This is a genomic window from Aminobacter niigataensis, from assembly GCF_946995915.1.
Classification (GTDB): Bacteria; Pseudomonadota; Alphaproteobacteria; order Rhizobiales; family Rhizobiaceae; genus Aminobacter; species Aminobacter niigataensis.
In genome coordinates, this window is sequence record NZ_OX341517.1 from 1,831,319 (window position 1) to 1,856,817 (window position 25,499).

Sequence of the window (25,499 nt, forward strand, 5' to 3'; positions counted from 1 at the left end):
GCAATTGGCCGTGCGCACGGCGTCGATTGGCGCAGTCCCGCAGCCCTTGACCATCCCGGCGCATCGTCGATCATGACACTGTGCTTTGGGGGTGGATGCTGATGCGTGTTATGATGACGCTTATGTCGATCCTGCTTGCAGCGGGCCCGGCCGTTGCCTCTGGCGGGCTTTCATGCGGTGCCAAGGATGAGGCAGTGAAACTGACCATCGAGAGTGGCGTCACTCGCGGTATGGGCAGTCCGGTCTTCGATTTTCGCGGCCAGATCGAAATCGCCAACAAGGCGGTCGAGGCGGACCTGCGCAAGATCACCTTCGAGCGCGAGCACCTCGCGCAATACTGGCTCGACGGCGAAGAGCTGCGCATGGTGGTCTACCGCGAGCGCGTCGGCGACAAGCCGCACGGCTATGTCGAGGTGACGATCAGGACAAGGTCGGGCGACGAGGGCGACTATATCGGCCAGTATTCTGTCACCGTCTTCGACATGACGGGCGCTGCCGGCGGCGACGGCAAGACCTATAACTTCACCGGCCGCGCGACCTGCCTGGTCGAATAGGCCAGCGAAACGCCTCTCCCGAATCAACCCTTGTGCATGGCGGCGATGGCACGCCGCATCAGCGCCAGGAATGCCTGGCGTTCGCCTTCGGAGAAATCGGCGAGCGCTGTCTCGTTCTGCGCGCGGGCGGCCTGGGTTGCGGGATCACGCAGCGCTTTCGCCGTCGGCGTCAGGTGGATGGCCTGCGAGCGTCCATCGTCGGGGTTGGCGCGCCGCTCGATCAGCCCATCGCGCTCCATCCTGGTCAACGTGTTGGCCATGGTGGCCTGTTCGACGTCGAGGCGCCGCACCAGTTCGCTCTGGGAAATCCCGTCCTCGTCCCACAACGCCAGCAGCGTCATGAACTGCGCCGGCGCCAGCCCGAGGGGCCGGATACGCTCGTGCAGGCCCTTGGCGAACAGGCGCGCCATCTGGTTTGCGAGATAGCCGGCCGAGCGTTCTTTCTGGAAAGCCATGGTTGAGAGATAGCTGTTGAATAGCATGCTATGCAATGATATATAGCTTGCTATCCAAATCGGAGGCTCGACGATGAAAGCGAAGCTCCATGCGGCGGCCGGTGCGGTCGCCTTGCTCACGATCACCTGCTTCTGGATTGCCACGGCCGCGGCCGAACTCACCGGCAGCGCCGAAACCATAGCCGCGGTCAAGGCGGCCATACTTGCCGGCATGGTGGTGTTGATCCCGGCCATGATGGTGGCCGGCGCCTCGGGCTTCTCGCTCGGCAGGGGCTGGAAGAGCCCGGTGGTGCAGCAGAAGAAGCGCCGGATGCGCATCGTCGCCGCCAACGGCCTTCTGGTACTCCTGCCGTCGGCCTATGTGCTCGCCGGCTGGGCCGAAACTGGCCGATTCGATGCGGCCTTCTTCGCCGTCCAGGCGCTCGAACTGGCGGCCGGCGCCGCCAACATAACGCTCCTGTCGCTCAACATGCGCGACGGCCTGGCGCTGCGGCGCAAGCCGGCCAGGGCGGTACGCGCAGGCTGAATTTAGAGCGTTTGACGCAATTCCGGACGGAAAACCGGTTCACACTCTTCCTGGAATTGCTCTAGCCCGCGATGTCGATGACGCCGCAGTCGCCGGCGGCACTGCCGAAGGCGAGGCGGCGTTCGTCGTTGTCCCAGGCCATCGCCGTGATCGCGCCCTTGCCGGGGCGGCGCAACAGCACCTCCTTGGCATCGGCGAAACGCACAGCCATCACCATGCCGTCGTCATAGCCGATGGCGACGATGTCCTCGCTCGGGTGGCAGCAGACCGTCGTCACCATGGTGTTGCCGCGCGTGCCGAGCTCCAGCGGCGCCTTGCCCATCGGGCCGTCCTTGCCGCTGAACGGCCAGACGATGGCCGCGGGCGCGCCGGAACTCGCCAGCCACTTGCCCTTGGCGCTCCACGACAGGCTTTTCACCTTGGCGGGATAGCCGGTCATGCGCATGTGCTTGGCGTCGACCAGCTTCCAGCCATGCAGGGCGTTTTCCTGCATCGTGGTGACTAGGAAGGCGCCGTCGGGCGAAAAGGTGATGCCGGTATGCGCGCCGTCCCATTGCAACTCGGTCGGGGTGCCGTCGGCGGCGGGGAAATGCAGCGTCGCGCCATTGTAGCGGGCGACGCCGATGCGCATGCCCTTCGGTGAAAACGCGATGCCTTCGACCGAGCGCGGATGGGCGAATTCCTTGGTCTTGCCGTCGGCGAAGCGCACCCAGGCATTGCGGCCGCTGGCATAAGCGACGGCGCCCTGCGGTCCCGAGGCGACAGAGGTCACCCATTTCTTGCCGGCGCTGGCGAGTTCTTCAGCGGTGCCTGACGAGCTTAGCGACATCACCTTGCCGTCCTCGCCGCCAGTGATCAGCTGATCTTTGCCGGCGTTGGTCGTCGCCGACAGCAGGCCATCATGCAGCTTGATCGACTTCTGGCCGTGGTCGAGCCAGTGCACCATGCCCTCGGCGAGCGCGAAAAACGGAATGTTGTCGAGGAAGGCGGCTGCGATGCAATGGCCATCGAGATCAAGCGGCGCGACTGTGGGCATAGAGACTATTCCATTCGAGATTTATGCTGCCGTCACCCTTACCCGCTCCCCGTAAACGGGGCGAGGGGGCGGCAGTGCCGCTTGTTCCTTCTCCCAGTTTGCGGGGAGAAGGTGCCGTCAGGCGGATGAGGGGCAGGGTATTCCGTGGACACGTTGGCGCTTAAGCCGCCTGGCAGGCCTCGAAGCTGCGCTTGAGGCGCTCGGCGTCGAGCTCGCGGCCGATGAACACCAGCCGGCTCTCGTGCTTCTCGTCGTCCTTCCAGGCGCGCTGGTGGTCGCCCTCGATGATCATGTGCACGCCCTGGATGACATAGCGGTCCGGGTCGTCCTTGATGGCGATGATGCCCTTCAGGCGCAGGATGTTGGGGCCTTCCATCTGGGTGATCTTCTCGATCCAGGGGAAGAATTTCTTGGAATCCATCTCGCCGCCGCGCAGCGACACCGACTGCACCGTCACGTCATGGATCGGCGACACCGCGCCATGGTCATGGTGGTCGTGATCATGGTGATGATGGTCATGGTCATGGTCGTGGTCGTGGTGGTGATGGTCGTGGCCGCAATCCGGGCCGCATTCGTGACCGTGGTCGTGGTCATGATCGTGGGCATCGAGGAAATGCGGGTCGTCGGCCAGCACGCGCTTGAGGTCGAAGGCGCCGCGGTCGAGCACCTGGTCGAGGGCCACGCCGGCGCGGGTGGTGCGATGGATCCTGGCCGACGGATTGATGGCGCGGATGGCGGCTTCGACCTGGCGCAGTTCGTCCTCGTTAACCAGATCGGTCTTGTTGAGCACGACGACGTCGGCGAAAGCGATCTGGTCCTCGGCCTCGCGAGAATCCTTGAGGCGGAGCGGCAGGTGCTTGGCGTCGACCAGGGCGACGACGGCGTCGAGCTTGGTCTTGGAACGAACGTCCTCGTCCATGAAGAAGGTCTGGGCGACGGGGACCGGGTCGGCAAGGCCGGTGGTCTCGACGACGATGGCGTCGAAGCGCCCGGGGCGGCGCATCAGGCCTTCGACGACGCGGATCAGGTCGCCGCGCACGGTGCAGCAGACGCAGCCATTGTTCATCTCGTAGATTTCCTCGTCGGATTCCACGATCAGGTCGTTGTCGATGCCGATCTCGCCGAATTCGTTGACGATGACCGCATAACGTTTGCCATGGTTTTCCGACAGGATGCGGTTGAGCAGGGTCGTCTTGCCCGAGCCGAGATAGCCGGTCAGTACGGTGACGGGGATTTGGGTCTGAGCTTCGGTCATGGTCGTCCTCGGGATCGAATAGAGGCTCCATATAGGATGCCGGAGACGCTTTTGCACGTCTCAAACGGCATCAAGGCAGCGCGTTGCGCACATTACGGAAGTTTCATTGGGACGGTGGCCGGGACGTGCCTAGATTGAGGGCTGGGCAAGGGCTTGCCGCCCCATTTTCGGAGACAGCATCGATGCCGAAAGCATCTTTTCCCAGCAGACTGAGCCGCCGCCGGGCGCTTGGCCTCATCGCAGTGACCGCGAGCGGCAGCGCGCTGGTGCCGGTCCAGCTGTTTGCGCAGCAAACTACGCCGGCATCCGGAGCCTCGTTACTGATGCCGGAGGCCGGCGTCTGCTCGATCACGCCGGAAACGACCGAAGGTCCCTATTATTTCGATCCGGCGCTGGAACGCACCGAGATCACCGAAGGCAGGAAGGGCGTTGCGCTCACCGTGCAACTGCAGGTCGTCGACGAGGCTTGCGTGCCGATCGAGGGCGCCCGCGTCGACCTCTGGCATTGCGACGCGACCGGCCACTATTCGGGCTATCCCGGCCAGGGCGACGGCCGCGACGTCGACACCACGGGCGAAAAATTCCTGCGCGGCTGGCAGCGCACCGGCAGGGACGGCATCGTCACCTTCAAGACCATCTATCCCGGCTGGTATCGCGGCCGCACCACGCATATCCATTTCAAGGCGTTTCCGAGCGAAGGCAGGGCGATGACCGGCCAGATGTTCTTTCCCGACGATCTCAGCGAGCACATCTTCACCGCCGTCGCGCCCTACAACCAGCGCAGCGGGGAGCGCGATACGATGAATGCCGACGACGGCATCCTGCGTCGCGCCGGCCAGGGCGTGCAAAGTGCGGTGCGCGAGGCTGCTGCCGCCTACGAGGCGCTGATGATCATCGCGGTGAAAAGAGCAGCGTAGGCTGCGTTGCCCGGAAATTTGCCGGCGAACGGTATCTGTCATCGAACTGTAACATCCGTCTGGCAATAGCGCTCATGCGGAAGGTCGGTTGCCGGCAAAGTGAGACGGCAACAATCTCCCGCACTGTCGATTGCCAAGGGCTACGCAGCAACTATTCTCGGCCAGTACGGCACGGGGGCGTGGCGCAGGAGAGGCGGATGTCCAAGTCCAACAAAGGCGCGGCGATGAGCCGGCTTCACCAAGTGGCCAGGCTGGCGCGCACCTCGCTTGCCGCACGGCTCCTTGCCCACGGATTCTATGCCGGCCAGGACCAGATCATGCTGTCGCTGCACGACGACGATGGCCAGACCCCCGGCCAGCTCGCCTCGCGGCTGGGCGTGCGTCCGCCGACGATCACCAAGACCATCAACCGGCTGCAGGCGCAGGGTTTTCTTGAAAAGCGCGCTTCGGACACCGACGCCCGCCAGGCCCACATTTTCCTCACAGAAACCGGCCAAGATGCCATCCGCGCCATCGAAAAGTCGGTCAAGAAGACCGAAAAGCAGGCGCTCAAGGGCTTCGACAAGAAGGATCTGAAGCAGCTGTCCAAGCTTCTCCTGCGCATCGAGGCCAATCTGTCGGACCTGACGATCATCGACGAAGAGGCGGCCGCCGATGTCGAGGGTACGGCCGAGGTGGAGCCAGAAGCGGAAGCCGAAGCGGCGGAATAGGCGCTTCGTCGCCTGCAGACACGAGTTTTGCCTTGCCGGGCGGCGCCTATTGGCGCAATAGCGAGTGATCCTCCGTCCCATCCGGCCTGCCAGCGTGACTCCTGAAAAACCAGCAGAAACTGCAACGCCGTCATCGGCGATCCTGCTGATATTCGCGTCGGGCCTGGTCTTTTCCTTCCTCGACACCAGCGCCAAGCACCTGGTGACGTCGGGCATGGCCGCGCCTTTCGTCACCTGGGTGCGTTTTGCGGTCCATGCAATGCTCGTCATGGTGCTGTTCAAGGCGTGGCGGCGGCCCGAGCGCCTGGTGCCGCAGAACATCTGGCTGCAGATACTGCGCGCCGTGTTCATGTTCGGCTCGACCATCTTCAACTTCATGGCGCTGCAGACACTGCAACTCGCCGAAACGGTGTCGATCAATTTCGCCAGCCCGATGGTCATCACCGCGCTTGCCGGGCCGCTGCTCGGCGAGTGGGCCGGCTGGCGGCGCTGGCTTGCCGTCTCGGTCGGGTTCATCGGCGTGATCGTCATCACCCGACCGGGTTTCGGCGGCTTCGGCATCGGCCACCTGTTCTCGATCTGCGCCATGCTGAGCTCGTCGCTCTACACCATCATGACCCGGCAGATGGGCAGCCGCGAAACGGCCGAGAGCCTGATCCTCTATTCGGCTGTCGTGCCCGCCATCTTCATGCTGCCGGCGCTGCCGCTGGCAGGTTCGATGCCCGCCCATCTCTATGACTGGCTGGTGCTGTTCGGGCTGGGAGTCTTCGGCGGGTTCGGCCACTGGCTGCTGATCAAGGCCTATCAGCGCGCCACAGCCACGGCGCTTGCGCCTTACCCCTATCTGCAAATGGTGTGGATGATCATCCTCGGCTGGCTGGTCTTCGACCAGTTGCCCGACCGCTACACCCTCGCGGGGGCTGCGATCATCGTTGCCAGTGGCCTCTACATCATCCACCGCGAGCACAAGTTGCGGGTCAAGAACCGTGCCGCGCCCAATGCCGAAGCCGAGGAGCTGGCAAAAAAGCTTTGATTTGCCGTTGAACAATGGCATACGGCTTTAAACGGTTTAAAAGACCGTCCGTTCACGCTTGCGGATGGAGGGCCCGCTGGCTCAGAAGATCAAGCTTTCGACGATTGCCGACGCGCTGGGTGTGTCGACCGCTACCGTGTCGCTTGCGCTGCGGGACAGCCCGCTCGTCGCCGACGCCACCCGCGACCGCATCAAGCAGCACGCCCGCGAGATCGGCTACATCTACAATCGCCGCGCTGCCAGCCTGCGCACCTCGCGTTCCGGCATCGTCGGCGTCGTCGTCCACGACATCATGAATCCGTTCTACGCCGAGATCCTGCGCTCCATCGAGAGCGAGCTCGACCGCAGCCGGCAGACCTTTATCCTTTCAAACCACTACGACGACCTCGAAAAGCAGCGCACCTTCGTCGACACGTTGCTGCAGCTCGGCGCCGACGGCGTGATCATGTCGCCAGCCATCGGCACGCCGGCCGAAGACATCATCATGGCCGAGGAAAACGGCCTGCCTGCCGTACTGATCGCGCGATCGGTCGAGGGCGCGGAAGTACCGGTGTTCCGGGGCGACGACGCCTATGGCACCGCGCTCGCCACCAACCACCTCATTTCGCTCGGGCACAAGCGCATCGCCATGATCGGCGGCACTGACCAGACATCGACCGGCCGTCACCGCTACCAGGGTTATGTCAACGCGATGGAGGCGGCTGGGCTCGAAGTGCTGCCGTCGTGGCGTATCGCCGGTCCGCGCACCAAGCAGGGCGGTTTCGAGGCGGCCGGGCAGTTCCTGGCGCTCAAGGACAAGCCGACCGCCGCCTGCTGCTGGAACGACCTCGTCGCCATCGGCCTGATGAACGGCATCGCCCGCGCCGGGCTCGTGCCGGGCATTGACGTCTCCGTCACCGGTTATGACGACCTCGAGGAAGCACAGATCGCAACGCCGGCGCTGACCACGGTGTGGAACGGCCAGCGCGAGGTCGGCCGCCGCGCCGCCAGTGCGCTGCTCGACAAGCTCAACGGCCAGTCGGTGCGGCCGTCGCAGGAACTGATCAAGCCGGAGTTGCACGTCCGGCAGTCGACTGGAAAGCCCAAAGAGCGGACTTGAAAACCGGCTGGGACAGTTGCCCCGGGGCGTAGAACTTACTCTGCCGCCGTCCTTGCCGCATGGCGTGCGACGGCATGCGCACGGACGGCATCGCCGAACGCCTTGAAGATGCGCTGCGAGACGTCGTCCGTACCAACCCAGTATTCCGGGTGCCACTGCACGCCGACGGCGAAGGCGCGCGAGTCGCGCACGGACACCGCCTCCACCGTGCCGTCCGGCGCCACCGCCTCGACCTGCAATTTCGGGCCGAGCCGCTCGACCGCCTGGCGGTGCACCGAATTGACCATGATGTCGCCGGGGCCGAACACGCCAGCCAGGCAGCTGCCGGGCTTGATGGTGACCGTCTGACGGATGGCGAAACGCTCGTCCTGGATGTCGCTCACCGGGGCGCGGTGATCCATCGAGCCTTCGCGTTCCTGGATCTCGGTGGCGAGGCTGCCGCCGAGAGCGACGTTGAGTTCCTGGATGCCACGGCAGATGGCGAGCAGCGGCACGCCGCGCTCGATCGCCCTGCGGATCAGCGGCATGGTGGTTGAGTCGCGCGCCGGGTCGTAGGGACCGTTGGCTTCGGTCGCTTCCTCGCCGTAGAGGCGCGGGTCGACGTTCGACTTGGAGCCGGTCAGCATGATGCCATCGACAGACGAAAGCAGTTCGTCGAAGTCGAGCCGGTCGCCGAACGACGGCACAAGAAGCGGCAGTACGCCGGCGCCCGATATCGCCGCCTCCAGATATTGCTGGGGCGCCGCATGCCAGGTGTAGTTATCGAACTGGCGGACATCGGTCGACACGGCGACAAGCGGCTGGTGCATGATGAGGTTCAGATCCTTGTGGGAAGCATGCGGTTTCCTTGCCCATAAAATAGGCGATCCGAAGGCTCTTTTCCAACACAAGTTTGCATGCCTGTCATGCGTCGCGAAATCGGGATTAGACTATAGTTTTAGATGCTTGGGTTGCCGCAGCGTTTTCCTAGGCCAAACTTCGAGCGCCCGGCCGGGCGCGCTTTACTCGCACCCTTCGCCGTGTATTGTCGCGGGCGCGTAGTGGGGGGAGGCCAACAATTTCCTCAGCGTCGCATAGGTTCTTTCGGTTCAGCATGGGAGGAATTTGATGGATCGCCGTTCATTTATCAGGAAGGCCGGCGCGACCGGCGTCGGGGCAGCGGCGGCTGCCGCGACGCTTGCAGCACCGGCAATTGCCCAGTCCAATCCCAAGGTTACGTGGCGCCTGGCCTCGTCGTTCCCGAAGTCGCTTTCGGACACGATCTTCGGCGGGGCACTGACGCTTTCAAAGTATGTGTCGGAAGTCACGGACGGCAATTTTCAGATTCAGGTTTTCGCTGCGGGCGAAATCGTTCCCGCGCTGCAGGTCGCAGACGCCGTGACGGCCGGCACGATCGAGGCCGCCCATACGGTCTGCTACTATTTCTGGGGCAAGGACCCGACCTGGGCGCTCGGCTCGGCGGTGCCCTTCTCGCTCAACGCGCGCGGCATCAACGCATGGCACTATCAGGGCGGCGGCATCGATCTCTTCAATGAGTTCCTGGGAACGCAGGGCATCGTCGGCTTCCCTAGCGGCAACACCGGCGTCCAGATGGGCGGCTGGTTCCGCAAGGAGATCAACACGGTCGCCGATCTCCAGGGCCTCAAGTTCCGCGTCGGCGGGTTTGCCGGCAAGGTGCTCGAACGCCTCGGCGTCGTTCCCCAGCAGCTCGCTGGCGGCGACATCTATCCCGCCCTGGAAAAGGGCACGATCGATGCCGCGGAGTTCGTCGGCCCGTTCGACGACGAAAAGCTCGGCTTCGTGAAGGTCGCGCCGTTCTACTACTACCCCGGCTGGTGGGAAGGCGGTCCGACCGTGCACTCCTTGTTCAACAAGGCCAAGTTCGAGGAACTGCCGAAGCAGTACCAGTCGGTGCTGAAGGTGGCCTGCCAGGCGGCGGACGCGAACATGCTTTCCGCCTACGACTGGCTCAATACGGCCGCTCTGAAACGCCTCGTTGCGGCCGGCGCCCAACTGCGTCCGTTCAGCCCCGAGATCATGTCGGCATCCTTCGACGCGGCAAACCAGACCTATGCCGAGATCGAGGCGGGCAACGCCACATTCAAGAAGACCTGGGAATCGATCAAGGCCTTCCGCAAGGATTACTACCTCAACATGCAGGTCGCCGAATACAACTACGACACCTTCATGATGGTACAGCAGCGCGGCGGCAAACTCTGAGCTGATCGCTACTCGCGAAGAGACCCCGGGGCGCCGCCCCGGGGTTTTTCTTTGCCAGCGGCCAAGGCCGGAACGAAAAAGGGCGCCCGTGGGCGCCCTTTTTGCTTGCCGACAGGTTCAGTTGAAGCTCGGCGGCTTGGACAGGTCGGGGGCCGGGGCTGCCGGTTGGGCAGGCGCGGTACCCGGCGCTGCCGGAGCGGCGCCGCCGGCAGGCGGAGCGCCGAGCGGCGGCAGCCCAAATCCGCCATCCAGGCTGGGCATGTCAGGCATCTTGATCTCGATGCTGCTCGGGTCGACCGTCGGACCCTTGTAGTGCATCACCATCTGCGGGAAGGCGATGGTCAGCCCGATCATGATGATCTGGATGCAGACGAAGGGAACGGCGCCCCAATAGATCTGCCCTGTGGTCACCGGCTCGATGTTCTTGCCGGTGATCCTGTCGAGATAGGGCACGCGCGCTGCCACCGAACGCAGATAGAACAGCGCGAAGCCGAAGGGCGGATGCATGAAGCTGGTCTGCATGTTGACGCCCAACAGGACGCCGAACCAGATCAGGTCGATGCCGAGCTTGTCGGCGGCAGGCGCCAGAAGCGGCACGACGATGAAGGCCAGTTCGAAGAAGTCGAGGAAGAAGGCGAGCAGGAAGACCAGTATGTTGACGGCGATAAGGAAGCCGACCTCGCCGCCGGGCAGCGACACCAGCAGGTGCTCGACCCAGAGATGGCCGTTGACGCCGTAGAAGGTGAGCGAGAAGACGCGCGCGCCGATCAGGATGAAGATGACGAAGGACGACAGCCTCGTGGTCGAGGCCAGCGCCTGCTTGATCACGTCGAAGGACAGCCTGCCCTTCGCCGCGGCCATGATCAGGGCTCCGACCGAGCCCATCGCGCCGCCTTCCGTCGGCGTCGCAATGCCAAGGAAGATGGTGCCGAGCACGAGGAAGATCAGGGCCAGCGGCGGGATCAGCACGATGATGACCTGCTGGGCCAGCCGCGACATCATGTTGGTCTTGAGGCTACGGTCGGCGATCGCCACGATGTAGATGACGATGATGCCGACACAGGCGCCGAGGATGTCGGCGTTGGCGCCGTGGGTCGGCGACAGATAGACATGAGCGGCATAGGCGATCACGGCGGCGAACAGCAGCGCCACGAACAGCGAGGTCACGCCATGACCGAGCGTGCGGGCCTCGAGCGGCAGTGCGGGCATCGCCTTCGGCCGGATGATCGACATCAGCAGGATGTAGCCCATGTAGAGGCTGGTCAGCACCAGTCCGGGGATCAGCGCACCCTTGTACATGTCGCCGACCGAGCGGCCGAGCTGGTCGGCGAGCACGATGAGCACGAGCGAGGGTGGGATGATCTGGGCCAGCGTGCCTGACGCGGCGATGACGCCAGAGGCAAGGCGGCGGTCATAGCCGTAGCGCAGCATGATCGGCAGCGAGATCAGGCCCATGGCGATGACCGAGGCGGCAACCACGCCGGTGGTGGCTGCAAGCAGGGCGCCGACGAAGATCACCGCATAGGCAAGGCCGCCGCGGATCGGCCCGAAAAGCTGGCCGATGGTGTCGAGCAGGTCTTCGGCCATGCCCGAACGTTCGAGCACGATACCCATGAAGGTGAAGAACGGGATCGCCAGCAGAGTCTCGTTCGCCATCACGCCCCAGAAGCGCTCCGGAAGGGCGTAGAGAAGCGGCCAGGACAGGTTGATGCTGCCGTTGGAGAAAGGCGCGAGTTCCACGCCGATCAGGAAGAACAGCAGCCCGTTGGCGGCGAGCGAGAAGGCGACCGGGTAGCCGACCAGCATGAAGATGATGAGCGAAAAGAACATGATCGGCGCCATGTTCTGGGCGATGAACTCGATCATGAGCGCACCTCGTCGGCGAGCGCCTTGCCTTCGAGTTCCGCCTGTTCGTGGGCAGAGATGAATGGGGTGGGATCATCCATGTCGCCGCGCATGATGGCGACCTTCTTGATGATTTCCGAAATGCCCTGGAAGCCGAGCTGAACGAAACCGATCAGCAGCAGCGCCTTGGCCGGCCACAGGATCAGGCCGCCGGCGCTCGACGACATTTCGCCCGAGCGGAACGACAGGCTCACATAGGGGATGAAATAGTAGATCATCAGGAGGACGAACGGCATCAGGAACAGCAGGTGTCCGAGCAGGTCGATCCAGTGCTGCACGCGGCGCGAGAACATGCCGTAGACGACGTCGATGCGGATGTGCTCGTTCTGCTTGAGCGTATAGGCGGCAGCCAGCATGAAGGCGGCGCCGAACAGGTACCATTGCAGCTCCAGCCAGGAGTTGGACGACATGTTGAACGCCTTGCGGACGATCGCGTTACCCGCACTGACGAGGATGGCAACAAGGATCGCCCAGGCGACCATCTTTCCGATTGCCTCGTTGATACGGTCAATGACCCTGGATAGAGCGAGCAGCCCTGCCATGCATTCCTCCCTGATTTGATGGGGCAGCCGTTGTTCCCCGACGTTCTTTTTCCGGCATTCCCCGATGTCCATGGGTATGCCGGTCATGGGTGCCGCGTCAACATAACAGCGCTATGGCGTCAACCGCTGCGAAGGTTGCAAATCCGGGGAAAAAGCTGCGCTGACGCTGCGACATTCAACCAAAGTCGCACGCCAGAAGCTGTGCTTCAGACAGCGCTGGGCGCGTCCTTGCGGTCGCCTGCCAGCACCAGCATTGCGGCGAGCAGCGCATACATCCAGGCATCGCGCCATTCGATCGGGAAGTAGCCGGCCCACAGGGCCTCGGCCATGCCGAAGGCGGCGGCGCCGAGCGCTGCCCTTCCAGGGGCATAGTAGCCGCCGACCGCGGTGATGAACAATATCTTGAGCCCGTAGACGAGGCCGGCACCGAAGCCGAGATTGCCGTAATAGAGCGCTGCCAAAACGCCGGCGAGGCCGGCACAGAGGCCGCCGTACAACAGCGCGCGATGAAACACGCGTGCGGTGTCGATGCCGCAGAGGCGCGCTGCGAACGGATCGTCGGCCGTTGCGCGCCAATGCCGGCCAAAATCGGAGCGGGCCAGGAAAGCCGCGCCGCCGACGATCATCAGCACGACGATCGCCGTATTGATCAGCTGGATGACCGTCAGCGTCGCGACGAAATTGCCGCCGGAGGCGAAGACCACCGGTGTCGCCAGCATCGGCGGCAGCCAATAGTCATGCGTGTCGGCGGCGATGCGGCTCAATTCCGACAGCACCATCAGCACGCCGAGCGTGGCGGCGACAATCGCATTGGGCGAGCGGGTGGCGAGCGGGGCGAAGACGGCGCGCGACAGCAGGCGGCTCAGCAATCCCGCATAGGCGAGCGCGATGAGGATGCCGAAGGCGACCGTCGCGGGCAGGGTCAGCCAAAGCACCTGCCAGCCATAGACCGCGGTGAGGATCATGGTCTGGCCGCAGAATGCGAAGATGCCGCCATAAGCAAGGTTGGTTCGACGGAGAAGGCCGTTGCCGAGCGCATAGCCGAAAGCCAGCAGTGCATAGATCGCCGCCGAATGCACGCCGTTGAGAAGCTGTTGCAGGAGATAGAGCATGCGCTTTCTGGCTGGTCGGTACGTTCCGCATCGCCGCAAAATTGCGCCCGCGAATCTAACTTGTCAAATTGGCTTTACCAGTTAGATTAAACCATGTCAGTTTCCTGGACCCGGCATCGCTTTTCCGGCGGCGCGCTTGCGCTCGACACCGCCAACACGGTCGTGCTGCGCGGCGACGCCGAGCGCGGCTTCGACCGCTTCGACGATCCCGCCGAGATCGCCCGCTTTGCGGTTGCGGCGACGACGTTTCGCGCCGATGAACTCAAGGGCCGGGCACTTGCCGCAGCCGACCCGCATGCCATCGCCGGCAAGGTCATCGCCCTTCGCGAGACCACGGACCGGCTTTTCCGCGGCGCAGTGGTTGCCGGCGGGCTGGCATCGGCCGACATGCCTGATTTCCTCGATGCCTGTGCCCGGGGGCTCGCCGGGTCGCGCGAAACGTTGACGGCGGCTGCGCCCTTCGGCGTGTCGGCGCAACCGCTGGCATTCGAGGCCGCGCTTGCCGTTTCGGCGCTGTCTCTGATGTCGACCGATGCTCTGTCCCGGCTCAGGAGCTGTCCGAACTGCAGATGGCTGTTCGTCGACCGCAGCCGCAACGGCAGCCGGCTGTGGTGCGACATGGCCGTCTGCGGCAACCGCCAGAAGGCCAGGCGTCATTACAGCAGGCGCAAGGAGGAGGTGGCGAATGCCTGAGCGGAGGTTCTTGCGCACTGCCATAGCACTTTCCGCACTGGCATTGATGGGGCTGGCCGGTTGCCGCGACAGCGGCGCCGAGGGCGAGCACTTCGAGCTGTCCGGCCGCCTGTTCGTGTTCAATTACCGCGTCGCCACCGTCCGCTATATGGTGACCTTGCGGCCGCTCAAGCCGGTCGGCGAAGGCGAAGTAGCCGTGGTGAATTTCGAGAACCCCGCAGGCGGCGAGGCGATTGCCGTGCGCCAGAAGATCTGGCCGCTGAGCGAGAAGGTGACGATCGAAAGCCCGCCGCTTGAATGCGTGGCCAAGGACCGGCCCTACAAGGTGTCGATCGTCATCGAAGGGGCGAAGGGCGAGGCAATGCAGGTGATCGAGACGACAATGGTCTCGTCGCAGGACCAGTCGGTGCTGCCCGACAAGCCGCTTGTCGCCGGGCCGTTCTACGACCTCAATCCTGAGCTCAAGGGATATCCGGACGGGCATTTGCCCGGCGGCCGCGGCGTGAACTGTCCACCTCCGGCCTGAGCATTGCGGTCAGCTTCAATATTCGTGCGCGCTGCGGCCCTCTGCGCTCGGATTATTTCGTGGCAAGCGGCCAAAAGCATCTTCGATTGTTCTTTTCCCCGTGCAAAGAAATTCGTTTGACGCGACAGCCGTGCCCGGAAAAGCTATCCCTAAGCTACCCAAGGTCAGCCGCCCGAATCGGGGGCCGGTTCGGGCACAGGAAATGCTGATGACGCTTCACGACGTCGCTCTCGATGACAAGTTCGATCTCGGCAAGGAGCGGATCTTCCTCTCCGGCGCCCAGGCCGTCATCCGGATGCTGTTGATGCAGCGCGAGCGCGACCGGCTCGCCGGCCTCGATACGGCGGGTTTCGTCTCCGGCTATCGCGGCTCGCCGCTCGGCGGCCTCGACCTGCAGCTGTGGAAGGCCAAGAAGCAGCTCGCCCAGTCCAGCATCGTCTTCCAGCCCGGCCTCAACGAGGAACTGGCGGCGACGGCCGTATGGGGCTCGCAGCAGACCGAGCTTCTGGGCGAGGGCAAACATGACGGCGTCTTTTCCGTCTGGTACGGCAAGGGCCCCGGCGTCGACCGTTCGGGCGACGTCTTTCGCCATGCCAACCTTGCGGGATCGTCGAAGAAGGGTGGCGTACTGGCGCTGATGGGCGACGACCATACCGCCGAATCCTCGACCAATGCGCATGCCACCGAGTTCTTGTTCGTCGACACGATGATCCCGATCCTCAATCCGGGCGGGGTGCAGGAACTCATCGACTACGGCCTGTACGGCTTTGCGCTGTCGCGTTTCGCCGGCACGTGGGCCGCGATCAAATGCGTCAAGGACAACATCGAATCGACCGCCTCCGTTGATGCCTCGCTCGATCGGCTCAACATCGTCATCCCCGAATTCGACATGCCGCCCGGTGGGCTCAACATCCGCCACGAGCTCGACCAGCTTGGCCAGGAAGCGCGGCTGCACGAATACAAGCGCGCTGCCGCTTCCGCCTTCATCCGCGCCAACGGCATCAACCGCATCGTCTATTCCGGCGGCCGCAAGCCGAAGATCGGCATCATCACCGTCGGCAAGAGCTTTCTCGACGTGCGCCAGGCGCTCGACGATCTCGGCATCGACGAGGCACGTGCCAACCAGCTCGGCATCCGCCTGTTCAAGGTCGGCTGTCCGTGGCCGCTCGACATCGAGCACATCAAAGACTTCGCCAGCGGCCTCGAGATGATCGTCGTCGTCGAGGAAAAGCGCTCGCTCCTCGAGACCCAGGTGCGAGAGGAGCTCTATGGCACCTCGATGCAGCCGAAGGTGGTCGGCAAGCGCGACGAGCGCGGCGACTGGCTGTTTCCGGCCAAGGGCGCGCTCGACCCTAACGACATCGCGATTGCGCTTGGCGAGCGTATCCTCAAGGTCATCGGGCCGTCGGAGGAGATCGCGGCCCGCGTCAGCCGGCTGCGCCAGTACCAGGCGATGCTTGCCGACACCAAGGACGTGGCCTCGCGGACGCCGTTCTTCTGCTCGGGCTGTCCGCACAACACCTCGACCAAGGTGCCCGAGGGATCGATCGCCGGCGCCGGCATCGGCTGTCACTTCATGTCCTTGTGGATGGATCGCAGCACCATCGGCTTCACCGCCATGGGCGGGGAGGGCGCGCAGTGGGTCGGCCAGGCGCCGTTCACCAAGCGCGAGCACATCTTCCAGAATCTCGGCGACGGCACCTACAACCATTCGGGCACGCTGGCGATCCGCTTCGCGCTCGCCTCGGATGCCAACATCACCTACAAGATCCTCTACAACGACGCCGTCGCCATGACCGGCGGCCAGCCGCATGAAGGCAGCCTGACCGTCGACATGATCGCCCGCCAGGTGCGTGCCGAGGGCGTCGAGCGCATCGCTGTCGTCACCGACGAGCCGGACAAATATGGCGGGCGTTCGCAGTTTCCTGTCGGCGCCACCTTCCATCACCGCGACGATCTCGACCTCGTCCAGCGCGAGTTGCGCGACATCAAGGGCGTTACCGTCCTGCTCTACGACCAGACCTGCGCTGCGGAAAAACGGCGCCGGCGCAAGCGCGGCACCTTCCCCGATCCCGACAAGCGCGTGTTCATCAACGAGCTGGTCTGCGAGGGCTGCGGCGACTGCGGCGTCAAGTCGAGCTGCGTCTCCATCCAGCCCGTCGAGACCGAGTTCGGCCGCAAGCGCAAGATCGATCAGTCGAGCTGCAACAAGGACTTTTCCTGCGTCAACGGCTTCTGCCCGTCCTTCGTCACGGTCCATGGTGCCAAGATCCGCAAGGCCGACGGCATTGCCGGCACCGGCGACCCGCTCGAGGGCGTGCCGGTGGCGAAGGAGTTTGCGCTCGACCGCGACGGCTGGGCGGCGATCATCGACGGCGTCGGCGGCACCGGCGTCGTCACCGTGGGGGCCGTGCTCGGCATGGCCGCCCATCTCGAAGGCAAGGGCTGCGGCATGATCGACATGGCCGGCCTCGCCCAGAAGGGCGGCTCGGTGTTCACCCATGTCCGCATCGCGCGCACGCCCGAAGACATCAACGCCATCCGCGTGTCGGCCGGCAAGGCCGACCTGATCCTGGGCTGCGACCTCGTCGTGTCGGGCGCCAAGAAGGTGCTGGCGGCGGTCCGCGAGAACCACACCATCTTCGTCGCCAACACCGCCGAGATCATGCCCGGCGAGTTCACCCGCTCAGCCGACTTCTCGCTGCCCACCGAGCGGCTCAAGAAGGCCATCCGCGAGGCGGCAGGGGATACGAACGCGCATTTCTTCGATGCCACCCGAACGGCCGCCGCCCTGTTCGGCAATTCGCTCGGCGCCAACATGTTCATGCTCGGCTTCGCCTTCCAGCATGGCGGCCTGCCGCTGTCGGCCGAGGCGATCGAAAAGGCGATCGGGCTCAACGGCGAGGCCGTGGCGATGAACGTCGCCGCCTTCCGCTGGGGCCGGCGCGCCGCACACGAGCCGGAGTTCGTCCGCGCGATGATCGACCGTTCCGGCCGTGGGGCGGAGCCTGCGGTGGCGCAAACGCTCGACGAGGTGATCGCGCGCCGCGCCGAGTTCCTGACTGCCTATCAGAACGCGGCCTACGCCGAACGCTATGTCAGGCGCATTGCTTCGCTTCGCGCGGCAGAGGAGAAGGCCAGGCCCGGATCGGCCGTGGTCGCGGATGCGGCTGCGCGCTCCCTGTTCAAGCTGATGGCGGTCAAGGACGAATACGAGGTTGCGCGGCTCTACACCGACGGCTCGTTCCAGCGCGAACTGGCGAAGCAGTTCCAGGACTACGACCGGCTGGAATTCCATCTCGCGCCGCCGATCCTTGGCCGCAAGGGGGCCGATGGCGTGCCGCGCAAGTCGAGTTTCGGTCCGTGGATGATGAAGGGCTTCAAGCTGCTTTCGGCGATGAAAGGGCTGCGCGGCAGCGCATTCGATATCTTCGGCTACACCGCCGAACGCCGCATGGAGCGCCAGTTGCTCGACAGCTACGAAGCCGATCTGGAACTGATCCGTAGCGCGCTGACCAGCGACAACATCGAGGCGGCAGCAGGCCTTGCGTCGGTGCCGCAACTGATCCGCGGCTATGGCCACATCAAGCATGCCAGCGTCGAAAAGGCTGCAGGCGAACGCGAGCGTCTCGTCCCAAGGTTGAAAGCGCCGCCGACAAGAACTGAGCTTCAGGCCGCCGAATAGTTGATACGACTTGTTTACCTGAACCTAAGGTAGCAGGCCTATTCGGAGCCCGATGGGCAAGCAGATGCTGGCAGCGCCCGGTTTCTAAGCCTTTCTTAAGGCGGATGTGGCAGTCCTTGGCCTCCTAGGCAGGCCTCGGATGCGCAGAAGAAACAACGAGATACCCGTCGACGTCTACATACCCTTCGTGGAAACGCTTTTCCGCGATGGCTCTACGTTGGCCGTCGGTATCATCGCGCAGACCTTCCTGATCGTCGTCGTCTGGTGGAAGACGGCTCATCCGCTCTATCTGGTTGTTGCGATCTGCATGCTGCTTGTCGGCACGCTGCGCATGCGAAATTTCCGCAAGTACAACAGCTTGCCGTCTCCGACGACGTGGGAAGAAGCGCACCAGCGCGAAAATGACTACATTCTCTACGGCTCGCTTCATGGCGCATCGCTGGGTGCATTTTGCCTTGCGGGTATCTACTTCGCGCACGATACGTTTGCCGAAATCGCCTCAGTTTGCGTGACGCTCGCCACGGCAACGTCGATCGCCGGCCGCAATTACGGCTCACCGCGTATGGTGATCATCCTGATCATCGCCTTGACCTGGCCAATCTCGCTCGGTTTCCTGCTGCGCGGCGACGCCTACCACGTCTTTTTGGGTCTGCTGTCGGCGCCATTCCTGTTTGCGATCCGAAAATTCGCCGACACGGTTCGCGACGTGCTGTTCACCGCCGTGTCGGAAGAGAAGAAAGCCAATCGTCTGGCCCAGCGGTTCAACCGTGCGCTCAACACCATGTCGCATGGCCTGGTCATGCTTGGCCCGGACGGGCGTGTGGCGGTCGCCAATGCCGAGGCTGCGCATCTGATGTCGGTCAAGTCGCCCGAGGCTTTGCTGGGGCGCTCGATCCATGGCTTGCTGATGCGCGGCGTGGCCGGCGGCCAGCTTGCGCTCAAGGACTGCCGCTATATCGAGGCTCAGCTGACGCGGGCGCTGCGCGAAGGCAAGGACCGCAAGGTCCTGGTTGCGCTTGCCAATGGCCAGTGCCTGGAATTTTCCGCACGAGAAGGCAGCCAGGAGCTTGGCGTCATCACCTTCGAGGACGTGACGTCCCGCGTCGCGGCGGAGGAGAAGATCCGTTTCATGGCGCGCTACGACAGCCTGACCGGGCTGCCCAACCGCGCCTATTTCCATGAGGTGGTCGCCGAATGCATCCATGCCGGCGACCGCGATCGACTCTGCGCCCTTGCCGTGCTCGACCTTGACGACTTCAAGAGCGTCAATGACACGCTCGGCCATCCCGTCGGCGATGGGCTGATCTATGCCGTGGCGGAGCGGCTTGCGGCGTTTGCCAGCGACAACGTCAAGGTCAGCCGCTTCGGCGGCGACGAATTCATGATCTATTTCGACAGGGTCGACGACGAAGCACATCTGACAGCGGAACTCGATCGCATCTTTGCCGAGATGCAAGGCGAGGTCGACGTCGCCGGTCACGTGCTGCGCATCCAGGCGAGCGGTGGCGCGGTCCTGGGACAGGTGCGCGACTCCGAGGTCGATGCGATGATCGTCAAGGCGGATCTCGCGCTCTACAAGGCCAAGGACCTTGGCAAGAACAGCTGGCATCTGTTCGAGGCGGTGATGGATGCGGCCTTCCGCAACCGCCAGCTGATGAAGGCCGATCTGCGCAATGCCGTCGAGGCAGGCGCCCTGCGCGTCGTCTACCAGCCAATCGTCTCCATGGCCACGATGCGGATCGCCAGTTGCGAGGCGTTGTGCCGTTGGGATCACCCTGAGCTCGGGCCGGTCTCGCCGGCCACCTTCATTCCGCTCGCCGAAGAGATGGGCATCATCTCCGAAATCAGCACGTTCGTGCTGCATGCGGCATGTGTGGAATGCGCCAAATGGCCGGCGAAGATCAGTGTCTCGGTCAATCTGTCGGCCAAGGATTTCCGCAACCGCGACGTCATCGACAAGGTGAGGGGGGCACTGGCGAGCTCCGGCCTTGCGCCGCACCGCCTGGAGATCGAGGTCACCGAAACCGCGCTGCTCGACGACAAGTCGCAGACGCGCAGCTATGTCGAGGAACTGAAGAGCATTGGCGTGCGCATCGCGCTGGACGATTTCGGCACCGGCTATTCCAGCCTGAGCTACCTGCACAAGCTGCCGCTCGACAAGGTCAAGATCGACCGAAGCTTCCTCGCCGACGTCGGTCAGAACCCGCGCTCGCTGCAATTGCTCAAGGGCATCGTCGACCTGTCGCGCCCGCTCGGGCTTGCGGTCACCGTGGAAGGGGTCGAAACCTTCGAACAGCTCAAGATCCTGGCCGTCGAGGTGCAACCCGACCTTGTCCAGGGGTTCCTGTTCGGCTCGGCGCTGTCTTCGTCCGGTATTGAAACGATGTCCAACACCGTCTGGCCTTTCGCCAAGGATATCGGCCTCGCCCGAATCTCGGCCACTCGTTGAGGCGGCCGCAGATACATTGCCGACAGTGTGAAAATGCTTAATTTTCCGTAAACTATTAACCTTAACGGAAGGTAAACAGGAACAGTTTGATTTTCATCTTTACATCACCCCGGCCTCCGCTACCCTTCAGTCGGGCGGAATTACGGGGACTACCATGACCATTCATCAAGCGACGTCCGGCGGCGACGCTGACGTCAAGAGTAGCAGTGCGTCCGAACCGGGGTCGTCATTTGCACGCCACGTTTCGAGCTTGCTTGAGCGTACCGAATACCGTCGTTGCGACAAGGGCGAGGATCTCGAAGACATCTACCGGCTGAGGTACAAATCGTACCGCTCCAACGATATGGTTCCAGACAACGAAAGCCATACGATCAATGACGAGTTGGACGAGGCCCCCAACGCGTATCGTTTTGGTGTCTATGTCGACCAGCATCTTGTGAGCACACTTCGTATCCACCACGTCACCCTGGCCACGCCACTGTCACCGTCGACCAAGGCATTCGGCGACATCGTGATGCCGATGTTGGCCAAGGGGCTGACGTTCATCTGCCCCAGCCGGTTCGCATCCGACCCCGAGTGGTCGCGCGTTTACCCCCAGATCCCCTACATCACGCTTCGCCTCGCCGGGATGGCGTGCTTCCACTTCAAGGCGCCTTACTGCCTGTCGACAGTTCGTGAAGACCACGCTGGCTTCTACAAGCGGATCTATTATTCCGAGCGGATCAGCGAGCCGCGCTCGTATCCGGGCGTATTCAACAAGGTGGTTCTCTATCGCGCCGATGTAAACGCCATTCGCGAGCGCTCCTTCCAGCGCTTTCCCTTCTTCAAGTCGACGCCGATGGAGCAGCGGCTGATGTTCGGCAAGCCACCGCTTGGCGAACTGGCGCCGCTGACCATCCTGCCGACGGCAAAATATTTTCGCGAAGCCGCCTGAGCTCGCGTAAGGTCGCCTTGGCGGCCAGTCCGCAACGGTTGGGAAGAATGAAGACGCCGAGCAAGATGTCCCTTCTTCCTGTCGTCTTGCTGTCGGGAGCGATGCTGTCGGCACCGGCTTTGGCCCAGGACGCGATCGGCATCGCAAATCTCGCCTTCCGTACCGGGCCGTTTGCCGCCGCGGGTACGCCGCTGGCCGATGGCCAGCGCGACTACATGCTGATGCTCAACGAGCGCGACGGCGGCGTCAACGGCATCAAGCTGACCTACAGCGAATGCGAGACCGGCTTCAGCACCGACAAGGCGGCCGAGTGCTACGACCGCACCAAGGCCACCAGTATCGTCACCCAGCCATGGTCGCCCGGCGCCACGCTCGCGATTTTGCCGAAGGCCGCCGCCGACAAGCGGCCGCTTCTCGCACCCGGCTACGGCTTTTCGGCGATGGCCGAGGGCAAGGTGTTTCCCTGGGCGTTCAACCCGCCGGTCACCTATTGGGACGGCACTTCGATGATGCTCAAGAGCATCTCCGGTGGAAATCTCGACAGCCTGCGCGGCAAGAAGATCGTGCTTCTTCACCTCGATGCCCCCTATGGCGAAGAACCCATCCCGCTGCTGCAGGAATATTCCGACACCTTCGGCTTCACGCTGCTGCCGATCCCGGTCGGCGTGAAGGAAATGCAGAGCCAGTCGACGCAATGGCAGAAGATTGCGAGCGAGCGCCCGGATTTCGTGCTGCTGTGGGGCTGGGGTGCGATGAATGCGGGGGCTTTCGCCGAGGCGATCAAGACCGGCTTTTCGATGGACAAGCTGGTCGGCATCTGGTGGTCCGGCCATGACGAGGACCTGAAGGCGGTCGGCGCTGCCGGCAAGGGTTATCGCACCCTGTCATGGAACTTGCCGGCGTCGAACGCCGGGGTAATGCAGGACATCCGCAAATATGTCGTCGACGCCGGCACGTCGCTGACTTCGGCAGAAGAACTCGACCAGCTGTTCTACCAGCGCGGCGTGCTGATCTCGATGTTGTCGGTCGAGGCGATCAAGGCCGCGCAGGAGCACTTCGACAAAAGGATCATCAATGCCGAGCAGCTGCGCTGGGGTCTCGAGAACCTGAAGATCGACGCCGACAGGCTCGTCTCGGTCGGCGCGGAGGGGATGATCGGAACGTTCTCGACCTCGTGCGACAACCATGCCGGTCATGCCGCCGCATGGATGCTCAGTTGGGACGGAGAAAAATTCGTCAAGGCTTCCGACGCGCTTACGGCCGATCGCGCGATGATCGCGCCACTGGCCGAACTGGAGGCGCGGAAATATGCCGAGACGCATGCGCCGTGGGCGATGAACGAAGATTGCAAGTTGTAGGGCCGAGCGCTCTTCCGGGGATGAGGCCGAGGTGCCGACGGCAGCACCGAATCGGCAGCCAGGCTTTCGCCACGTGGCCGCAGCGACATCACGCGGATCGAGCGGCAGCAGGCGATTTATCGCTTTTGATTGATTATCTTGTCGCAGCCTATGGGCAATCTTCCCATTGCCCTGCCGCGCGCATTTCGGTATGTGCGCTTGAACTTGTTTTCCGGAGGGACTCTCATGGCTGACAACACGCCGACCGGCCCGGTCGAACTTGGCGCGCAGATGGACTACGCCGAGCATGAAGGCACCTACAAACTCTTCATCAAACTTTCCAAATACGGCACGCTCTTTTGCGTCGCGTTGATGGTCGCCATGGCGTTCGGCTTCTTTGCCCCGGCCGGCTTCTTCTCCTCGGCTGTGCTGTTCCTGGTGCTCGTCGCCGTGGGTGGCTTCCTGCTCCGCGACCTGCCTACCCATATTAGCTGATCTCTATTTCTGCGGCCGCGAGGCCTTCGCGGTCGTCCACGTTCCAGCCTAGGGGGAGTTGGAACCGGTGATTTTCGCTTCGAATAGATCAGACGCGAACGCGCCGCACGCAGCAGTCTTGCCGGTCATTTGTCTGGCAAGGGCAGGTTTTGGCATGGCCAAAGGGACGGGTGCGTCGGCGGTTTCAACCTCCGTTAGTGTCCAGAATACTTTTCGTTGGTAAGGCGCCGACGCGTTTATCTGCGTCCGGCACCTTACGTTTGGTAAGGTTCCAGCCGAAAGGATTTAGCGGTGGGCCAGACGATATTCATACCGAGAGAGATTGATGCGATTGAGAGCCGGGTTGGTGCTTCGCCGGATACGGTGAAACGCCTTGTCGGGCTTGGTTTCGAGGTTGTGGTGGAGAGCGGGGCAGGGACCTTGTCGCGCATCCCCGATGCCGATTTCACTGCGGTCGGCGGCAAGATCGGCAAGGCCGCCGATGCCGGCAAGGCGGATGTCGTGCTCAAGGTGCGCCGTCCTTCCGAAGCCGAGCTCAAGGGCTACAAGCCAGGTGCCGCGGTGCTGGCCACCATGGATCCCTATGGCAACGACGCCGCGGTCGCGGCGATGGCCAAGGCAGGGGTCACGGCGTTTGCCATGGAGTTCATGCCGCGTATCACCCGCGCCCAGGTCATGGACGTGCTGTCGTCGCAGGCGAACCTTGCCGGTTACCAGGCGGTGATCGACGGTGCCGCCGAATATGACCGGGCGCTGCCGATGATGATGACGGCGGCCGGCACGGTGCCGGCAGCGAAAGTGTTCATCATGGGCGTCGGCGTCGCCGGCCTGCAGGCGATCGCCACCGCCCGCCGCATGGGTGCGATCGTGACCGCCACCGACGTGCGTCCGGCGGTCAAGGAGCAGGTCGCCTCGCTCGGCGCCAAGTTCCTGGCGGTCGAGGACGAGGAGTTCAAGGCAGCCGAGACCGCCGGCGGCTACGCCAAGGAGATGTCGAAGGAATACCAGGCCAAGCAGGCGGCACTCACCGCTGAGCACATCGCCAAGCAGGACATCGTGATCACCACGGCCCTGATCCCGGGCCGTCCGGCGCCGAAGCTGGTGTCGGCGGCCATGGTCGCCTCGATGAAGCCGGGTTCGGTGCTTGTCGACCTCGCCGTCGAGCGCGGCGGCAATGTCGAGGGTGCGGTGCCTGGCAAGGTCGTCACCACCGCCAACGGGGCCAAGATCGTCGGCCATCTCAACGTGCCGGGCCGTGTCGCGGCCTCGGCCTCGCTGCTTTATGCCAAGAACCTGTTCGCCTTCCTCGAGACCATGGTCGACAAGACGACCAAGCAGATCGCCATCAACCGCGACGACGAACTGGTCAAGGCAACGATGCTGACCGACGCAGGCAAGGTCGTTCACCCCAACTTCGCCAATGCCGCGGCAGCGGCTGCAGCGGACAAGCCCAAGCCGGTCGTTGCGGGCCAGAACCGCGGCGACGACCCGGCAAGCGACGGTGCGGCCAAGGCCGAAAAACCGGCCGCTGCCAAAAAGACCACTGCCCAGAAAACCACCGCCAAGAAGCCGGCCAAGCAGGGAGACGCGTGATGGAAGGTCTTCAAAAAGCCCTCGACCAGCTCGACCAGGCGGTTGGTGCCGTCCGGCTCGGCATCCAGGATCTCGCCACCAGCCAAGGTGCGGCGGACGCCGCGGGCGATGCCGCACATGCGCTGAGCGGCGGGGCGATCGACCCGTTCGTGTTCCGCTTCGCCATCTTCGTGCTGGCTATCTTCGTCGGCTACTACGTCGTCTGGTCGGTGACGCCGGCTTTGCACACGCCGCTGATGGCGGTCACCAACGCGATCTCCTCGGTGATCGTGGTCGGGGCGCTGCTCGCCGTCGGCATCGCAGCCTCCGGGCTTGCCACCGGCTTCGGCTTCATTGCCCTGGTGCTCGCCTCGGTCAACATCTTCGGCGGCTTCCTCGTCACCCAGCGCATGCTGGCGATGTACAAGAAGAAGGACAAGTGAC

The 25,499-nt window shown here is 63.6% G+C and carries 23 protein-coding genes; 16 read left to right on the forward strand and 7 right to left on the reverse strand.

Going from position 1 to position 25,499, the window contains the following annotated elements:
• Nucleotides 1-194 precede the first annotated feature (194 nt).
• Nucleotides 195-554 carry a hypothetical protein gene (locus O1Y97_RS08890; RefSeq protein WP_318763777.1) on the forward strand — a complete coding sequence of 120 codons (360 nt, stop codon included), beginning with the start codon at nt 195-197 and terminating at the stop codon, nt 552-554.
• A gap of 23 nt (nt 555-577) precedes the next feature.
• On the opposite strand, the gene O1Y97_RS08895 is transcribed toward O1Y97_RS08890, so the two are convergent.
• Entirely contained in the window at nt 578-1,009 is a 432-nt protein-coding gene (locus tag O1Y97_RS08895) for a MarR family winged helix-turn-helix transcriptional regulator (protein WP_108609743.1), read from the reverse strand.
• A gap of 73 nt (nt 1,010-1,082) precedes the next feature.
• Here O1Y97_RS08895 and O1Y97_RS08900 point away from each other — a divergent pair, with 73 nt between their 5' ends.
• On the forward strand, nt 1,083-1,535 hold the full coding sequence (locus O1Y97_RS08900) for a hypothetical protein (protein WP_108607003.1): 453 nt from the start codon (nt 1,083-1,085) through the stop codon (nt 1,533-1,535).
• Between the two features lie 61 nt (nt 1,536-1,596).
• Here the strand turns inward: O1Y97_RS08900 and O1Y97_RS08905 are convergent, their stop codons facing one another.
• Both O1Y97_RS08905 and O1Y97_RS08910 read right to left on the reverse strand, forming a co-directional pair.
• Entirely contained in the window at nt 1,597-2,571 is a 975-nt protein-coding gene (locus O1Y97_RS08905) for a WD40 repeat domain-containing protein (protein ID WP_318763778.1), read from the reverse strand.
• Between the two features lie 160 nt (nt 2,572-2,731).
• The gene (locus O1Y97_RS08910; protein ID WP_318763779.1) at nt 2,732-3,826 is read right to left on the reverse strand and encodes a CobW family GTP-binding protein; all 1,095 of its coding nucleotides are present in this window, start codon (nt 3,824-3,826) and stop codon (nt 2,732-2,734) included.
• A gap of 182 nt (nt 3,827-4,008) precedes the next feature.
• Between O1Y97_RS08910 and O1Y97_RS08915 the strand changes: the two genes are divergently transcribed.
• The 4 genes from O1Y97_RS08915 to O1Y97_RS08930 all read left to right on the forward strand — a co-directional run bounded on the left by O1Y97_RS08915 (nt 4,009) and on the right by O1Y97_RS08930 (nt 7,585).
• Nucleotides 4,009-4,743, forward strand: a complete 735-nt coding sequence (locus tag O1Y97_RS08915) for an intradiol ring-cleavage dioxygenase (RefSeq protein WP_318763780.1) — start codon at nt 4,009-4,011, stop codon at nt 4,741-4,743.
• A gap of 197 nt (nt 4,744-4,940) precedes the next feature.
• Nucleotides 4,941-5,453 carry a MarR family winged helix-turn-helix transcriptional regulator gene (locus O1Y97_RS08920; RefSeq protein WP_183264494.1) on the forward strand — a complete coding sequence of 171 codons (513 nt, stop codon included), beginning with the start codon at nt 4,941-4,943 and terminating at the stop codon, nt 5,451-5,453.
• Between the two features lie 94 nt (nt 5,454-5,547).
• The gene (locus O1Y97_RS08925) at nt 5,548-6,486 is read left to right on the forward strand and encodes a DMT family transporter (protein ID WP_108609744.1); all 939 of its coding nucleotides are present in this window, start codon (nt 5,548-5,550) and stop codon (nt 6,484-6,486) included.
• 64 nt (nt 6,487-6,550) lie between these two features.
• The gene (locus O1Y97_RS08930; RefSeq protein ID WP_108607008.1) at nt 6,551-7,585 is read left to right on the forward strand and encodes a LacI family DNA-binding transcriptional regulator; all 1,035 of its coding nucleotides are present in this window, start codon (nt 6,551-6,553) and stop codon (nt 7,583-7,585) included.
• A gap of 35 nt (nt 7,586-7,620) precedes the next feature.
• Here O1Y97_RS08930 and O1Y97_RS08935 read toward each other — a convergent pair whose 3' ends face one another.
• Nucleotides 7,621-8,394, reverse strand: coding sequence for a gamma-glutamyl-gamma-aminobutyrate hydrolase family protein (locus tag O1Y97_RS08935; RefSeq protein WP_318763781.1), 774 nt, complete (start codon nt 8,392-8,394; stop codon nt 7,621-7,623).
• Between the two features lie 298 nt (nt 8,395-8,692).
• Here O1Y97_RS08935 and O1Y97_RS08940 point away from each other — a divergent pair, with 298 nt between their 5' ends.
• Nucleotides 8,693-9,805: a TRAP transporter substrate-binding protein gene (locus O1Y97_RS08940; protein WP_108607010.1), complete on the forward strand. Its 1,113-nt coding sequence runs from the start codon at nt 8,693-8,695 to the stop codon at nt 9,803-9,805.
• A gap of 117 nt (nt 9,806-9,922) precedes the next feature.
• Here the strand turns inward: O1Y97_RS08940 and O1Y97_RS08945 are convergent, their stop codons facing one another.
• The 3 genes from O1Y97_RS08945 to O1Y97_RS08955 form a co-directional block, all read right to left on the reverse strand.
• Nucleotides 9,923-11,671, reverse strand: a complete 1,749-nt coding sequence (locus tag O1Y97_RS08945) for a TRAP transporter large permease (protein ID WP_318763782.1) — start codon at nt 11,669-11,671, stop codon at nt 9,923-9,925.
• Entirely contained in the window at nt 11,668-12,252 is a 585-nt protein-coding gene (locus tag O1Y97_RS08950) for a TRAP transporter small permease subunit (RefSeq protein WP_108607012.1), read from the reverse strand. The genes O1Y97_RS08945 and O1Y97_RS08950 overlap by 4 nt, the downstream gene beginning before the upstream one ends.
• 206 nt (nt 12,253-12,458) lie before the next feature.
• On the reverse strand, nt 12,459-13,364 hold the full coding sequence (locus O1Y97_RS08955; RefSeq protein ID WP_318763783.1) for a branched-chain amino acid ABC transporter permease: 906 nt from the start codon (nt 13,362-13,364) through the stop codon (nt 12,459-12,461).
• Between the two features lie 93 nt (nt 13,365-13,457).
• On the opposite strand from O1Y97_RS08955, the gene O1Y97_RS08960 reads away from it, so the two are divergent.
• The 9 genes from O1Y97_RS08960 (at nt 13,458) to O1Y97_RS09000 (ending at nt 25,498) form a co-directional block, all read left to right on the forward strand.
• On the forward strand, nt 13,458-14,057 hold the full coding sequence (locus O1Y97_RS08960; RefSeq protein WP_318763784.1) for a CGNR zinc finger domain-containing protein: 600 nt from the start codon (nt 13,458-13,460) through the stop codon (nt 14,055-14,057).
• Nucleotides 14,050-14,583 (forward strand): hypothetical protein, encoded by a 534-nt coding sequence (locus O1Y97_RS08965; protein WP_318763785.1) that lies wholly within the window; start codon nt 14,050-14,052, stop codon nt 14,581-14,583. Before O1Y97_RS08960 ends, O1Y97_RS08965 begins: the two co-directional genes overlap by 8 nt.
• A gap of 208 nt (nt 14,584-14,791) precedes the next feature.
• The gene (locus tag O1Y97_RS08970; protein WP_318763786.1) at nt 14,792-18,268 is read left to right on the forward strand and encodes an indolepyruvate ferredoxin oxidoreductase family protein; all 3,477 of its coding nucleotides are present in this window, start codon (nt 14,792-14,794) and stop codon (nt 18,266-18,268) included.
• Nucleotides 18,269-18,407: 139 nt separating this feature from the next.
• The gene (locus O1Y97_RS08975; RefSeq protein WP_318763787.1) at nt 18,408-20,717 is read left to right on the forward strand and encodes a putative bifunctional diguanylate cyclase/phosphodiesterase; all 2,310 of its coding nucleotides are present in this window, start codon (nt 18,408-18,410) and stop codon (nt 20,715-20,717) included.
• Nucleotides 20,718-20,871: 154 nt separating this feature from the next.
• Nucleotides 20,872-21,651, forward strand: coding sequence for an N-acyl amino acid synthase FeeM domain-containing protein (locus tag O1Y97_RS08980; RefSeq protein WP_108607017.1), 780 nt, complete (start codon nt 20,872-20,874; stop codon nt 21,649-21,651).
• 65 nt (nt 21,652-21,716) lie between these two features.
• Entirely contained in the window at nt 21,717-23,009 is a 1,293-nt protein-coding gene (locus O1Y97_RS08985) for an ABC transporter substrate-binding protein (RefSeq protein WP_318763788.1), read from the forward strand.
• 225 nt (nt 23,010-23,234) lie between these two features.
• Nucleotides 23,235-23,483 (forward strand): aa3-type cytochrome c oxidase subunit IV, encoded by a 249-nt coding sequence (locus tag O1Y97_RS08990; RefSeq protein ID WP_108607019.1) that lies wholly within the window; start codon nt 23,235-23,237, stop codon nt 23,481-23,483.
• A gap of 291 nt (nt 23,484-23,774) precedes the next feature.
• Complete coding sequence (locus tag O1Y97_RS08995) at nt 23,775-25,076, forward strand: Re/Si-specific NAD(P)(+) transhydrogenase subunit alpha (protein WP_318763789.1); 1,302 nt, start codon at nt 23,775-23,777, stop codon at nt 25,074-25,076.
• On the forward strand, nt 25,076-25,498 hold the full coding sequence (locus O1Y97_RS09000) for a proton-translocating transhydrogenase family protein (protein WP_268738159.1): 423 nt from the start codon (nt 25,076-25,078) through the stop codon (nt 25,496-25,498). Before O1Y97_RS08995 ends, O1Y97_RS09000 begins: the two co-directional genes overlap by 1 nt.
• The last annotated feature ends 1 nt before the right edge of the window (nt 25,499 follow it).